The sequence below is a fragment of the Cysteiniphilum litorale genome, from assembly GCF_003428165.1.
GTDB lineage: Bacteria > Pseudomonadota > Gammaproteobacteria > Francisellales > Francisellaceae > Caedibacter > Caedibacter litoralis.
The window spans coordinates 54,896-70,422 of record NZ_QLIQ01000001.1 but is presented as its reverse complement, the minus strand read 5'-3'; the positions used below and the strand labels follow the sequence as shown (position 1 = coordinate 70,422).

General features: G+C 39.4%; 9 protein-coding genes. 3 read left to right on the top strand and 6 right to left on the bottom strand.

Going from position 1 to position 15,527, the window contains the following annotated elements; genetic code table 11:
- Position 1: 1 nt before the first annotated feature.
- Together DNJ75_RS00315 and DNJ75_RS00310 are read left to right on the top strand one after the other, a co-directional pair.
- The gene (locus DNJ75_RS00315; RefSeq protein WP_117001175.1) at positions 2-1,342 is read left to right on the top strand and encodes an efflux RND transporter periplasmic adaptor subunit; all 1,341 of its coding nucleotides are present in this window, start codon (positions 2-4) and stop codon (positions 1,340-1,342) included.
- A 15-nt stretch (positions 1,343-1,357) separates the two neighbouring features.
- Positions 1,358-3,529: an HlyD family efflux transporter periplasmic adaptor subunit gene (locus DNJ75_RS00310; RefSeq protein WP_157968146.1), complete on the top strand. Its 2,172-nt coding sequence runs from the start codon at positions 1,358-1,360 to the stop codon at positions 3,527-3,529.
- 41 nt (positions 3,530-3,570) lie between these two features.
- Here the strand turns inward: DNJ75_RS00310 and DNJ75_RS00305 are convergent, their stop codons facing one another.
- The 4 genes from DNJ75_RS00305 to DNJ75_RS00290 all read right to left on the bottom strand — a co-directional run bounded on the left by DNJ75_RS00305 (position 3,571) and on the right by DNJ75_RS00290 (position 11,718).
- Positions 3,571-4,434, bottom strand: a complete 864-nt coding sequence (locus DNJ75_RS00305) for a LysR family transcriptional regulator (RefSeq protein ID WP_117001173.1) — start codon at positions 4,432-4,434, stop codon at positions 3,571-3,573.
- A 119-nt stretch (positions 4,435-4,553) separates the two neighbouring features.
- Complete coding sequence (rph, locus tag DNJ75_RS00300) at positions 4,554-5,270, bottom strand: ribonuclease PH (protein ID WP_117001172.1); 717 nt, start codon at positions 5,268-5,270, stop codon at positions 4,554-4,556.
- A gap of 47 nt (positions 5,271-5,317) precedes the next feature.
- Positions 5,318-6,733 carry a bifunctional D-glycero-beta-D-manno-heptose-7-phosphate kinase/D-glycero-beta-D-manno-heptose 1-phosphate adenylyltransferase HldE gene (hldE, locus tag DNJ75_RS00295; protein ID WP_117001171.1) on the bottom strand — a complete coding sequence of 472 codons (1,416 nt, stop codon included), beginning with the start codon at positions 6,731-6,733 and terminating at the stop codon, positions 5,318-5,320.
- Positions 6,734-6,879: 146 nt separating this feature from the next.
- The gene (locus DNJ75_RS00290) at positions 6,880-11,718 is read right to left on the bottom strand and encodes an NAD-glutamate dehydrogenase (RefSeq protein WP_157968145.1); all 4,839 of its coding nucleotides are present in this window, start codon (positions 11,716-11,718) and stop codon (positions 6,880-6,882) included.
- 171 nt (positions 11,719-11,889) lie between these two features.
- Between DNJ75_RS00290 and DNJ75_RS00285 the strand changes: the two genes are divergently transcribed.
- A complete protein-coding gene (locus DNJ75_RS00285) occupies positions 11,890-13,218 on the top strand; it encodes an NCS2 family permease (protein WP_224742246.1) in 1,329 nt (442 codons plus the stop codon).
- Between the two features lie 368 nt (positions 13,219-13,586).
- Here DNJ75_RS00285 and DNJ75_RS00280 read toward each other — a convergent pair whose 3' ends face one another.
- Both DNJ75_RS00280 and DNJ75_RS00275 read right to left on the bottom strand, forming a co-directional pair.
- Positions 13,587-14,471, bottom strand: a complete 885-nt coding sequence (locus DNJ75_RS00280) for a TIGR01777 family oxidoreductase (RefSeq protein WP_117001169.1) — start codon at positions 14,469-14,471, stop codon at positions 13,587-13,589.
- A gap of 30 nt (positions 14,472-14,501) precedes the next feature.
- Entirely contained in the window at positions 14,502-15,317 is an 816-nt protein-coding gene (locus DNJ75_RS00275; RefSeq protein ID WP_117001168.1) for a DUF2797 domain-containing protein, read from the bottom strand.
- Positions 15,318-15,527 lie beyond the last annotated feature (210 nt).

Sequence of the window (15,527 nt, the reverse complement as noted above, 5' to 3'; positions counted from 1 at the left end):
CATGAAAGATACATTAGCCAACCTACTTTCTTTACAACAAGAGTTAAGAGAGATCAATAAACTCAATGAACTGGCATTTTTTATTGCACATCAAAGCAAGGTCGTCATTGATTATCAGCGCGCACTGGTGTGGAGCTCTTGGCAGAATAAGCATATCCAAATCAGAAGTGTCTCAGGTATTACCCGTTTGAACAAGACAAGCCCCTATCAACTATCTGCCACTGAATTCATTGATAAGCTCATTACCTATTATGCACAAAATAGCGATTTGCAAACCATTGATAGTGAGACTTCGGTTGAAGCTGTCAATAAAATCTGGTTAGAGCCCTTATCTAAATATGCAACCTTTTATTTTTTTCGTAATAGCCGTAAAGAAATTATCGGTGGCGTGCTGCTATTGAGTAACACGTTACCAGAAGAAAATGAGTTTAAACAATTTGACTGGATTGCCCATTCATACAAACAAGCATGGCTTCATTTAAGTAAACCACGCAACATCTTTGGGCAGTTTGCCTATTACTTTAAAAGTCGTAAACGTCGTATTATTTGGCTCATAATTATAGCTGCATTTCTTGCGATGTTTATACGTATACCACAAAGTGTATTAGCCCCTGCTACGATTATTGCCAAAGACCCTATGATCATTACCGTACCAATGGAAGGCGTGATTGAAACCGTCTTTGTGAAGCCTGAGCAATACGTCACCCAAGGTGAAGTTTTATTTGATATGGATAAGCGAGATCTGATCAACGCTAATGAACTTGCACAAAAAGAACTTGCTACTGCTACTGCAAAATATAAAACAGCGGTTCAAAGCAGCTATCAAGACATTCAAAAACGCGCTGAAATCCAAGTTTTGCAAGCACTTATGCAAGAAAAGCAACTTGAAGTTAACTATACGGCACATCTGATAAGTGAATCTGATGTCAAAAGCCCGATTAATGGTATTGCGATTATTGATACCCCGAATCAATGGTTTGGTAAACCCGTTGTCACGGGTGAGAATGTCATGCAAGTAGCAACCCCAGAACAGGTTGAAATGGAAATCTGGTTACCTGTTGCTGATGCCATTAATTTTAACAAAGGTGATAAGGTAAAGTTATTCCTAAATGCTGATCCACTTAATCCTGTTTATGGCATTATTGATTACTCAAGTTTTGAAGCAACGATTACACCATCACAGATTTTGGCTTATCAAGTGATTGCACGTATTAACTCAGATCAAGATATACCTAAGATTGGCAGCCAAGGAACTGCCAAACTAATGGGCAGTAATGTTAGTTTATTTTATTACTTATTCCGTAAACCAATCACAACCTTAAGACAGTTTTTTGGGTGGTAAATTATGCAAATGTCGATGAACTCAGAATTACCAGAGATTCTCCCGCCCTTACGTGAAGGTGTTGTCTTGCAAAAAGGTGGTATGGACTTTAATAATAGTCCAACATGGGTTGTTCAGGATCTTCTAAATAATCGCTTTTTCCATCTTGGTTGGCGCGAGCACGAGATACTGCGCTTTTGGCAGAATATTTCGCCTGATGAGTTAATTAATACGGTCAAATCAAATTCACTAGCGCAAGTTAGCGCAGATGACATCACACAAATCCTAAAATTTTTATCACAAAACTGTCTGATTGAACAATCTTTTAGTACCATGAAGAGCATTAATGAAGCGCAAACACCCAAAAAGATGAACTGGTTTTTATGGCTTGCCAAAAACTACCTATTCTTTCGTATCCCTTTGGTTAAGCCAAATCGTTTTTTAAATGCTATTTATCCTTACATGCGTTTTGCACTTGGAAAAGGTTTCGCACTTAGCATGATGCTATTAGGCATTATTGCCATTATCTTTACATTGAGACAGTGGGATCAGTTTACGCACACTTTTTTTGCGCTTTTCTCCATTCAATATATTATACTTTATGGTATCGCACTAATACTTGCTAAGAGCTGCCATGAACTAGGGCATGCATTAATGTGTAAGAAATATGCATTGAATGTGCCAACGATGGGGGTCGCTTTTTTGGTCATGTTTCCCATGCTTTACACCGATACCGGTGAGAGCTGGAAAATCAACGATCCCAAAGAGCGTGTGACTATCGCATTAGCAGGTGTTATCACCGAGACATATATTGCAATCTTTGCGTTATGCGCATGGTTACTCATGCCTGAAGGCGCGATTAAAAGTATTTGTTTTTTCCTAGCAACCTACAGCTTAATGACCACCTATATCATTAATATCAGTCCGTTTTTGCGCTTTGATGGTTACCATGTACTTTCCGATGTTTTAAGCATGCGTAATTTGCAAACCCGTGCCTTTGCATTGACTAAATGGAAATTGCGTGAAGTATTATTTGGGCTTAATATGCCTGCACCTGAGCAATTTTCTCAAACGCGTCAACGTATTTTGATCACCTATGCGGTATTGACTTGGATCTATCGCTTTGTGCTCTTTTTAGGAATTGCGATCATGGTCTATTATTTATTTTTTAAGGCATTAGGCATCATCTTATTTGTCATTGAAATTGTTTATTTTATTTTACATCCGATTTATCGCGAACTAAAAGTCTGGTGGAGCATGAAAAGCAATATATCACTTAATAAAAACACCTTCATTTTTTCGGTCATTATCCTTATTCTAATTGGTTTATTTTTTATCCCCTGGCAGTCACAGATCTCATTGCCGGCAACCTTGTCTTATCAAACCAAGCCGCTTTATACCGAAATTGCAGCACGCGTGATATCTGTCAATGTTAAAAAAGGAGAAAGCGTAAAAAAAGGGCAACTCTTAGCGCAACTTAAGTCTGATCAACTTGATTTTCAAATTGCCCAAGCTAATGAAAAACTAAAGCAACTTATTTGGCAACAAAGAAACAGTGTCCACTTTCAAACAAAATTGGATCAACAGCAGGTACTACAAACACAAATTAATCATACGAACACCCAACTCAATCAATTATTAAAGCAACAGGATAAATTAGTCTTTACGGCACCTTTTGATGGTGTTGTGGAGTCATTATCCGAGGATTTGCACCCTGATGCTTGGCTTAAAGCAAAACAAGCATTAATGCTTATTGTCAATAACAAAACTTTGCAGCTACGCGCGTATACAACGGCGGATGATCAGGATCAGTTAAAGCTTAATCAAAAGGGCTATTTTGTTCCTGAAAATATTGATCTTGCTAAAATACCCGTTGAGATTAGATATATTGTAAGCTCACACTCAAGTGTTTTCAAAAGTCAGAATGAAAATAAGGCTAACTTAAGCTATATCCATGAAGCAGCTCCATTAAGTGCATATCACGCGTCAAATTTTGGTGGAAGTATTGCCGTTAACCCTGATAAAGAAGGCAAACTCACACCACAGGAAAATGTGTTTTTAATTTTATTGACGCTTAGCTCACCTTTACCTTATGAATTACCCCATGTTGTCAGAGGTAAAGTGTTTATTGATATTGAGCGCAAATCACTCGCGGCACGCTTATGGCAACAGGTGCTTATCCTTTGGGTAAAAGAATCTGGATTTTAAACTATGCGTTGGCTGAGCGTTAGTCGAAGCCATTTCAGGTATTAGTTAATCGCATCAATTAACGCCTTAAAGTAACTCGGCAACACACCACGATCATACCAGCACAATGAAATCTCATGATCATAAAACCAATTATCTTTAAGAATAACCACTTTTGTCTGATCACAATACTGCTCAAAGAATTGCTTAGTAACTACCGTATAGCCAAGCTCAAAACCAACCAATTGCGCTAATTGATCAGGAGAGTTAATAAAATGTCGGTCTTTGCGTGCAAACTGCAATAAGTCATACTTTGCCAAATAGGAAAACGTAATATCATCACTGCTATCAAAATCGATAATATTTTCATGAAGTACAACGTCTTTAATCGAGCGTTTTACCCACGCTTTAGGCACGATAAAGACATAACGCTCTGGAGATAGCGCCTTAGTGCACATCTCTTTTGAAACTTGCTTATTATTAACAATTGCTAAATCAACTTGCCCTGTTTTTAACAACTCATGTCGCGCCTCAATATCTTGAATCTGCAAATGCATCCTTAACTGCGGGTATAACTTTGCAATGGTTGTCACTACTTTGACAATCCGTGTTTTCATCAATGTCGAGGAAGATACCAGTTTCAAAGCAATAATATTGTCGCTTTCGCTCATATTTAAGCTATGCAAATAGCTGTTTTCTAAGTTTTGCATATCATGACAATACCTAAGCAGTACCTGCCCTTCTTCTGTCAATTGCATGCCCTTACGTGAGCGGATAAAAAGTGACGCGCCAAGTTTTTCTTCAAGCTGTTTTATTCTTTGCGTTACCGCAGTTTGTGTCAAAAAAAGAGTCTCTGCGGCAGCATGTACCGTTTTGTTTTTCTCGACACTTAGAAAAGCTTGCAATAAAGGGCTTAGGCGAATCATGGTTTTTACTCCAATGTTTTTAGGGCGTATACAGTACGCGCCTATCGGTTTTGCATATTAGTGGGCGTATGCAATACGCCCCTACGGAGTTTTCGTTATTTTTGAGTTGCAATACACCTCTACGGTAGGTTACGCGTTTGCTTGAAAATCTCATTAATCCCTTTTTTACCTAAAGCAAGCATTTGCGCAAAATCTTCTTCTGAAAAAGGTGTGCCTTCAGCTGTTCCCTGAATCTCGATAATGCCACCATTATGCGTCATCACAATATTCATATCCGTATCAGCATCTGAATCCTCAGCATAGTCTAAATCAAGCACGGGAGTTTCTTTATAGACGCCAACTGAAATGGCAGCAACATGTGCCTGAATCGGTTTGGCATCTTCTTTAACAAGTCCATTTGCTTGCATATATTTCACGGCATCTTCAATCGCAAGACTCGCTCCAGTAATCGCAGCCGTTCTTGTGCCACCATCAGCCTGCAAGACATCACAATCTACCTTTATCGTAATTCCTGGAAACTCATTCAAATTCACCGCGGCACGCAAAGCACGACCGATTAAACGCTGGATTTCTTGCGTTCTGCCTGATTGTTTACCTCTGGCAGCTTCCCTATCCATTCTTGAGTGAGTGGAGCGCGGTAACATACCATACTCAGCCGTTAACCAACCTTGATTGGCATCTTTTAGAAACTTAGGCACTTCTTTTAACACCGAGGCATTACATAATACTTTGGTATCGCCAAAAGACACTAACACAGAACCTTCTGCATGCTTGGTAAATTGATGAATTATCGTTAACTTTCTCATTTCATTGGTTTGGCGTTGACTTGGACGCATTGTTTTTTCCTTTTATTCTTTAAGGTGTTGTAAAAAGGTATAAGTTTCTACTTTTGATTTTTTATTTTCTCAATAATCGACGTACTCGAGTGACTAGGCTTTAAGGTGATGGTCTTAACCTCGCCACCTGCGGCTAATACCTCTTTGGCTCCTGCAATTTGCGCGATTTCATAATCTGCACCCTTAACCAAAATATCCGGCAATAGCTCACTGATAATCCGCTTGGGGGTATCTTCTTCAAAAGCTACCACCCAATCGACACAGCCTAATGCCGCAAGCACTTCCATCCGTGATTGCAAACTGACATATGGTCGAGAGTCACCCTTTAAGCGCTTAACCGACTCATCGGTATTGACAGCGACAATCAAGCGATCACCCAAAGCGCGCGCTTTTTGTAAATATTCAACGTGCCCGGCATGCAAAATATCAAAGCAGCCATTGGTCATGACGACTTTCTCACCTTGAAGATGAACTTCACTCATTGCTTTTTTAAGCTCAGTTTGACTTAAAATCCCTTTGTGTACACTCGCTTGTGCATGAAGTGAATCATGCAACTCTTGAGCATTTAATGTTGCTGTACCGACTTTACCAACGACAACGCCTGCCGCGGCATTCGCCAGACGCATCGCTGAGATATAGTCATAGCCACATGAAATCGCCATTGCCATCACTGCAATGACGGTGTCACCGGCACCGGTAACATCAAAGACTTCTTTGGCAACGGTAGGAATCGTGGTTACCTCACCGTTTTTTAACACCAACGTCATGCCTTCTTCGCTACGAGTAATTAATAGTCCACCTAAATAACAGTTCGCTATTAATTGATGCGCTTTCGCAATTAGCTCATCTTCAGTGTGGCACTTACCAACAACCGCTTCAAATTCCTTGCGATTAGGTGTTATTAAAGTCGCACCTTGATAAATACTAAAGTCATTCCCCTTAGGATCAACTAACGTTGCAACCTGCTGCTTATTCGCAAGCTTTATGAGTTTTTGCACATCGTGCAATGTTCCCTTACCATAATCTGACAATACCATTACATTATAGTGTTGAAGTACTGCCACAACATTGTTGAAAAGCACACCGTCATCAACTTGTGCAAAACCTTCTTCAAAATCAAGACGCAATAGTTGCTGTTTTTGCGATAGGACACGCAACTTTGTAATCGTTGGTAAATGTGTTTCAATCAAATGACTACGAATTGATTGATCCGCTAAAAAGTTTTTTAAAATGTGTGCTGGCTCATCCTGCCCAACCATCGCACAAATTCCAGCTTCTCCTGCTAGGGAGGTAATATTTAAAGCGACGTTACCAGCACCACCTGCGCGATCTTGGATATTTTTAACATGTACCACAGGAACCGGTGCTTCAGGTGAGATACGTTCTGTTGAACCGTAGTAATAGCGATCTAACATCACATCACCTACAACTAACACGCGTGCTTTTTGTAAATTGCTTTGCATTATTTGTCTTATTAACCCTGATAAGAATGGGCATAATACTACACTAAAGCTTAATAGAATTACAGTTTGTCGTTAGTGCTATTTGTAAGATAAATATAAGAGAGGATATAAGGCTTGATAGCGTTTAACGCTATCAAACTTAAAGCTTAATGAGAGCGCGCCAAATCGCTTAAGCTTCTAAAGGCGATATTGACTGATTCAAAGTTTGGCTCATCCGTACGCATATCTTCGATAAGTCCATTCCAACGTGCTAAATAACTGCTGTTGGTACTCAACCAGTGCTCTACTTTGCCATTGACATCTTCGATATCTTTGGTGAATTCAATCACACGTCTGACCAAACGGTATTGCATTTTATCCAGATCATCACGTAAGGCCGATGTTGATAACGTACCCCAGTACGATTGCTTACCACCTAAGTGATTAATACAACTTCTAAACCAAGATAACCATAGCTTTTGATTAAGCAATATAGCAATCTTTTCAAATGACTTACTATCCTTTGAGATCTCTATACTATGCGCTAAATCCATCACGGATGTTGCCATCTTAAATGATAACACCTGATCAACAATTGTTTTTGGCACACCTGCATCAATTAAAGCCGTCGCTTTATCCTCAATCTTTTGCTTTTCTGATGAAATTAACAATCTTGGGAAGACTTTTAATGCGCTAGGTGCTGTATGTCGATACTTAGCAATCACCTCAGAGATTGGGAAGCCTTTGGGCTCATTGCGTAAAATCCAGCGACAATTACGACGCACGAATCTAAATAAGATCTGTAAACATTTCTGAATGCTTTCAGCGCTTACTTGCCCACTTAATTTTTCAACTTTTTGCCACAGTTTATCCAAAGAGAAGATCTCAACCACAGCAATAAACGCTTTGATAATATCAGCAACTGACGCCCCTGTTTCATCATACAGACGTTGAATAAAGGTAACCCCCATATGCAAGGTAACCGCATTGGTGATCTGTGTGGCAATAATTTCACGCTTTAGTTTATGTCCTTGCATTAAATCAGCATATTTTTCACGTAGCACCGTTGGAAATTCCCACAATAAGAAAAAGTTAAAGTGCGGATCATCTGGTAAGTCAGATTTCAAAATCTGCTGTTTAATCATCGTCTTGGTATACGCCATAATCACAGAGAACTCAGGCGCTGTTAAGCTTTTTCCTGATAACGCACGTGATTGCAGCATCTTATCTGTTGGTAAATATTCAACCTCACGATCAAGTTGCATTTTGCGCTCAAGCTCACGCATCAAACGTGCATATGATTCAACAAAATAGCGCTCTTGTGATTGCAGTTCATTAGCAATCGTGCGGTTTTGACCATAGTTATTTTGCAGCACCAAATGCGCGACATCATCAGACATCTCAGCCAATAGTTTATTGCGGCTACTTTCAGATAACTCACCGTTTTCAATCGCCATATTCAGTAAGATTTTGATGTTTACTTCATGATCTGAACAGTCAACACCCGCAGCATTATCAATCGCATCAGTGTTGATCGAGCCACCTTTTAAGGCATATTCAATACGCCCTAACTGTGTGCAACCTAAGTTACCGCCTTCACCAACAACCAAGCAGTTTAAATCACGCCCATTTATGCGCACTGGATCATTAGCGCGATCACCAACGGCCTCGTTGCTTTCGGTATGCGCTTTGACATAAGTACCAATGCCACCATTCCACAATAATTCATAATCTGCTTTCAATAATAACTGAATTAGTTTGTTTGGCTCGAGACTAATCGCATCTGTTTTTAGCAGTGCTTGCATTTCAGGACTTAATTGGATGCTCTTAGATTGACGGCTAAATATACCACCACCTTGCGAGATAAGCTTTTGGTTGTAATCTTCCCAGCTTGAGCGTGGCAGATCAAACATGCGCTTTCTTTCTTTATAGCTTGAAGTGGTATCTGGATTTGGGTCAATAAAGATATGCATATGGTTAAAGGCACCCACTAAGCGAATATGCTTGGATAATAGCATACCATTACCAAATACATCACCTGCCATATCTCCAATACCAACGACTGTAAAGTCCTCAGTTTGGGTATCTTTACCTCTTTCTCTGAAGTGACGTTTGACCGACTCCCAGGCACCGCGCGCGGTAATACCCATCTTCTTGTGATCATAACCATTAGAACCACCTGAAGCAAAGGCATCCCCTAACCAGAAATCGTACTCTGCAGCTACACTATTGGCGATATCAGAGAAGGTGGCCGTACCTTTATCTGCCGCAACCACTAAATATGGATCATCTTCATCATAGCAGATGACATGTTGCGGCTTAATGATTTCATTATTTTTAATGTTATCGGTAATATCTAGCAATGAGCTGATAAACATGCGATAGCAGCTAATTGCTTCTTCCATCACCGCTTCGCGTCCTTCTAGAATTGGCAGTCTTTTTGGTAAAAAGCCACCTTTGGCACCCAATGGCACAATAACCGCATTTTTAACTTGCTGTGCTTTAACCAAGCCTAATACTTCGGTGCGATAATCTTCTTTTCTATCTGACCATCGTAGTCCACCACGCGCGACTTTAGCACCACGCAAGTGAACCCCTTCAACACGTGGCGAATACATGAAGATCTCAAACATTGGCACAGGTTTTGGCATTTCAGAAATTTTTGATGGAATTAACTTAAACGAAATGTATTCCTTATGTTGATTATGCGCATCTTTTTGATAAAAGTTCGTTCTTTGTGTTGCTTCAATTACCTCTTGTAAACGACGTAATAGCTTATCTTGATCAAGACTTGCAACGTTAATGAGTTTTGCAGCCAATATCTCGCGAATATCTTTTGCTATGACCTCACGCTCTTTTGCTTCATAAATAGGGTTAAAGCGAGCATCAAATAATAACACCATCAGGCGAACAATCCCAGCATATTCGATATACGTATCTTCGATATATTGTTGACTAAAGCGCACACCAATTTGTGTCATATAACGCGTATAAGCGCGCACAATTGCCACTTCACGCCAATCAAGACCCGCATAAACAATGAGTGAATTAAATCGATCATTTTCAGCAACACCTGCCCAAGTAACCGCAAATGCTTCTTTTAGCTTATCGGTTACTTCAGCAATTTCAACTGGCTTACTGGTCAATAAAGCAAAATCAGACAACCAGACAAAGCCACCTGATTTAGGTTTAACTTTATAAGGGCGCTCTTCAGCAACGGATAAACCAAAGTTTTCTAAAATCGGCATGACCTGACTTAACTGCACTGCCTGATCTTTTAAGAATAATTTGAAGTGTAAACGATCACCAGATTCTTCAAGTACCTGGTATAGACTCATCGATAGGCGATTTTTGCGTGCCTGTTCAAAATGCAGGATATCCGAAACTGCTTTGCGTGGGATATAGTCATCTTTGTAAGCAGAAGAAAAGGCATGCGCATATTCTTGGGCATAAGATCGACCTTTGTTCTCGCCAAATTCTTCAATTAAATCATCAAATAGATAATCGCTCCACTGGCGCTCAACATTTTTGATTTTTTCTTCCAATAATTCTAAATCAACATGATCTACCGGCTTATTACCATCAAGATAAACCGTAAAATCAATGCGACATAATACACTTTCTAAGAAGTTTGTTTTAAAAGTGATACGTTGACCGTTCAACGTCTTTAACAATATGCGCTCAACACGCTCTCTGATTTCTGAGTTATAACGATCTCTTGGCATGTATAACATACAGAAATAATAACGGCTAAATTGATCTTTGCGCACAAACAACTTCATGACTTGACGCTCACGAATATGGTAAATGCCAAGGGCTGTGTTAAACAACTCCTCATCTGAGCTTAAAAATAACTCATCACGCGGATAGGTATCAATAATATTACTTAACGCCTTATAAGCATGACCAAACTGTCTAAAGCCCGATTGCTTTAACACCATTTCTTTACGCAAACGCAAAAAAGGAATGTGTTGTGGTGATGAGTGGTATGCTGTTGATGTATATAAACCCAGTAAGCGCTTATAACCAGTGATTTCACCTTTTTTGTTATAAATTGCCACTGAGATAATATCCATGTACGCAGGACGGTGAATCGGAGAAATCTCATCGGATTTCGCAACTGTTAAAATGGCATCGACATTTTTATTGATATTTAGATTCTTCTCATAGATATCATTTAACGCTGTAATATAATCATCATTAACTGAGAACAAACCTAATGCCGAGGATTTCTCGGCAACAAATGCCTTTTCACCTTTTACCGTTGTTGCATTAAATGCACAATAACCCAAAAAGATAAAATGATCTTTCTTTAAGAACTCTAAAAAGTCGATCGCTTCTTCATAATAGTTTTGTGCGACTTTATCTTTAGGTTGATGCACCTCTTTGATCATCGTTTGCAACTCCGCCTTCATCGGCTCAAAGTCACGAACAACCGCCTGCAGTTTTTTATAATTTTCAGCAATTTTTTGCTCAATCGCCTTAAGCGCATTTTTATCATCTGTCTGGCGATCCACTTCCATAATCACTAAACACGTCTTATCCTTGCTCGTAGCATTTTTATCATCTGTCATGCGGTCAGCTAATGAGATAAGATTGCCTTTAGCATCACGCTTTAAATCAATACCACCAATATTCATCATAAAATGAATACCAAGCCCCATCGATGACATCAACATCATTAACGTATCAACAATAAAAGGGGAATCCTGACAACTTAGCTCGATAACGGTATGACGTGATACCCAGCCATTTTGTTCATATACCGGATTATATGCGCGAATCAGTGCTTTTCCCTCGGGGTTTTTGTAGATAAATTTCCAAAAAGAAATAATCGAACCATATAAATCTAATAGCTCACGCTGATGAAGTTCATCTTCTGATATCACGCGTACATAAGCTTTTAATAGGGATTCGAGTATTGAGGCATCCTGTGACGAAAATTTCTCATTGAACATGCTTGTTAACTTCTGAATAACCGCTTGCGTTCTCTCGTTGTAGTGCATTTTTAACCTACTGTTTTGTTTTGACAAAATACGCATGCATGATAAGCCAGTTTTGCCTGTCCCTCAACAGTAAGTTCTGCCTAAAATAAAGTTTTTTTACCTATTCGTGTCATAGCATGTTTTTTATTTCATGCTACAATAGCGCGCTTGGGAACCAAGCTTTAATCCACTATGAATTTTTTACATTTTTTACGCCGTTATTTTGAGTTTACTAAATATAACACCACGCTGCGCACTGAGCTTATCGCTGGTGTCACGACATTCTTAGCAATGCTTTATATTATCGTTGTTAATGCCAAGATTCTCTCTCAATCAGGCATGCCTGAGAATGCATTGGTAACAAGTACTGTCATCATCTCAGCCTTTGCCTCTATTGCCATGGGCGTTTACGCAAGAAACCCTTACGCGCTAGCGCCTGCCATGGGTATGAACGTCTTTTTCACCTACACTATTGTTAAAGCATGGGGAATCCCCTGGCAGGTAGCGTTAGGCGCTGTATTCTGGTCTGGGGTTATCTTTGCCCTTTTGGCACTTTTTAATATCCGCACCAAAATTCTTGCAGGCATCCCTGATGGCGTGAAGCACGGCATTGGCGCAGGCATTGGCATATTTATCGCCTTGGTTGGTTTTTATAACGCAGGCTTTATCCATCAAGCCCCATCAGGTTTATTGGAAATCGCGCCATTAACCGCTGAAACCTTAATTTTCTTAATCTGTTTTTTTGCACTTATTATCTTCTTAGCATACCGCTTTAAAGCAGCCATTTTACTTATGATCATTTTAGGGTGTGTTATCTCTTTTCCTGTGGGACGTTTCTTTGGTGATCACATTATCATGCACACACCTGATCATATCTTCTCATTACCTGATTTTTCACTATTTTTCTCAATTGATTGGTTGGGTAGCTTTAAGATTGCTATTATTCCAGCAGTTTTCACTTTCTTATTTATTAATATTTTTGATAGCACAGGAACGTTAATTGGCTTAGCACAAGCATCCAACTGGTTTGATAAAGATGGTCAACCAATTCGCATTAAAAAATCACTGATTGTAGATTCATTTGCTTCAGCCTCTTCTGGTCTTTTTGGCAGTTCACCAACCTCTGTTTATGTTGAATCAATCACAGGTATTTCTGTTGGTGGACGCACAGGCTTAGTCGCTGTCGTTGTTGGCTTATTATTTTTGCCATTCCTATTCTTAGCACCTTTAGTGATGATGGTGCCGATTTTTGTTGTCGCACCAGCACTTGTGATTGTCGGCAGCTTTATGCTGTGTTCAGTTAAGCAAATTCATTGGGATGATTTAACGCAAGCGATTCCTGCTTTTATGACAATTATTCTCATGCCATTGACCTTATCAATATCAGAAGGTATTGTTTGGGGCATGGTTAGCTGGTTTGTGATTGTTCTTATTCAAGATCGCAAACAACTAACACCCATGCCGGTAATTATCACCTTCTGTTGTTTTTTAATTATGCTTAACTCCTTAAAGGTGATCTAAGCTATTTTCGTTTGATGATTAATCTCATTTAAGAACGCCGCCCTATTTAAGAACACTCCCTTAGGGTATTGCTCATCAACTTAATAAAAGCAGTCACCATCGATATAGGTTGCATAAATGGCACGATCATCGCCACAAATCATCTGTACAAATAATGCCTCTTTTTAATCTTTCGCATATTGGTTTCTAAATTTCAAAAATGGTTATTAGGTGGCAATTAGCTTTACCAGTCACGACAACTAGAATTGCCGGTTGAATCATATAGTCTATTCTTTAATCAATAAAGCTGCAGATAATTAAGATTAAGGTATGCCAAGAAAACGAGTCACAACAGCAGTTACTTTATATTGCGGTAAAAAACTAAAAAGTCATTCCAACAAATCCATCAATGCCATCTCAATATATGGATATTCAAACATAAACCCTTTTTCTTGTAAGTATTTCGCTGAGATATTATGTGAAGATAGCAGCAGCTCCTTACCCATTCGCCCAAACATTAATCTCACCAACCATTGCGGTAAAACCAAATAACAGGGTTTGTTAAGCACTTTTGTCAACGCCTTAATAAATACTTTCTGACTACAGGCATTACCCGAGGTAATATTAATATTAGTATTTGTGCACTTTTGCTCAAGGATAAAGACCATCGCCTGACACAGATCGTCAATATGCACCCATGACATCACCTGCTGACCATTGCCAATCATAGCACCTAATCCCTTTTTCGCAGTTGGCAGCAGTTTGTCAAGCACACCACCTTTACCAAGCACGACACCAAAGCGCACGATAGTTTTGCGGCGTAAACGTGCGCGATTGACCACCGCCTCCCACTGATTCACAACATATTGGCAAAAGCCACTATTTGCTTTAGTTCTTTGGATAATATGTGTTTCATCTTGCTCTTTGACAGAGAAGGGATAAAAGCCAATCGCACTGGCATTAATCAACCACACATCATGATCAGCAATAAGTTTAATCAAACGCTCAGTCGGTTCAACGCGGCTGTTTATTATCTTGTCTTTTACTGATTTGCGCCAACGCTGCTCCCCAATGCCAAATCCACATAAATTAATCACTACGTCAAATTGTGTGATTTTTGTCGTCGTCATGTCCTGCCACGTAATACATTCATCAAAGCCCTCGATTGTTTGTATTTGACGGCTTAATAATGACACCCAATAACCTTGTTTTTTAAGATGATGAACAAGGTTTTGACCAATAAACCCTGAGCCTCCTGCTAGTAAAATTTTCATTTTTCCTCCTTGAATTTAGCTTATTGTTAATTACACCACCAATTGGCATTTATATCCGGCAAACTTGCGCATATTCATCACCCCTGTATCCAAGATAATATATTGCCCCTTAATACCCAATAATGTGCCTTCAACCAATGGATTTTTATCCAGATTATGTGAGCTAACTTTCTGCGGATATGAAAGCACAGGATAATGAATATCAATCACTTCACTATTCATCAGCTCAATTGACTGTGTGCCATATTGTGTTTTAAGTGATTCAATAAAATCATGCTCTTTTAGGAGCACTTCATTTTTTATTGATAACAAATCAATCGTATCAGGCTGCCCTTTTAACATTGCCTGCCAGTTGGTTTTATCCGCTAAGTGTTTCGCAAGCTTGGTTTCAATCAGCCCTGATAACAAACGCTCACTCACCTTAATAATCGGTAAAGCTTGTACCGCACCTTGATCAATCCAACGCGCGGGCGTATTTTTCTCACGCGTAATCCCAACCTTCGCCTTGGCAGTATTTGCCAGATAGATATAGTGCGGCTTAATACAGTGCTCACTTCCCCAGCTGCTATCTCGACATGTCCCCTCGTGAAAGTGACATAATTCAGGTTTAATAATACAAGTATCGCACTCAGGCAAGCTACGCATACAAAGAAAACAATAGCCCTGACTAAAGCTTTTTTTGGTTAATCGCCCGCAGGCAACACAATGTATTTCATTTAAAAACTCAAGCTTAATTGCTTTACCCAACAAGTCATTCATATTGATATCATGCAACTGATAGCAGGCGTTATTATCATGATCTAGTGAGGTTTTCATTTTTTGCAGATGCAAAGTATATTCAGTCATTCAATACTCTTTTTATTTTTTGTTTTTTATCTTTTTGTTTTTTGCATTTCATTCAAGCAACTTATCCATCCATTGGCTGAGCATCGTCGAAGCCACTACAAGACACAAAGGAAACACACCCTTCGACTTCGCTTGAGTAATAAATGAAGTATAAGTTAAGACTTAACTTCCCCTCACCCGCGCAGCTTACGCTGCACGACCTCTCCCGCA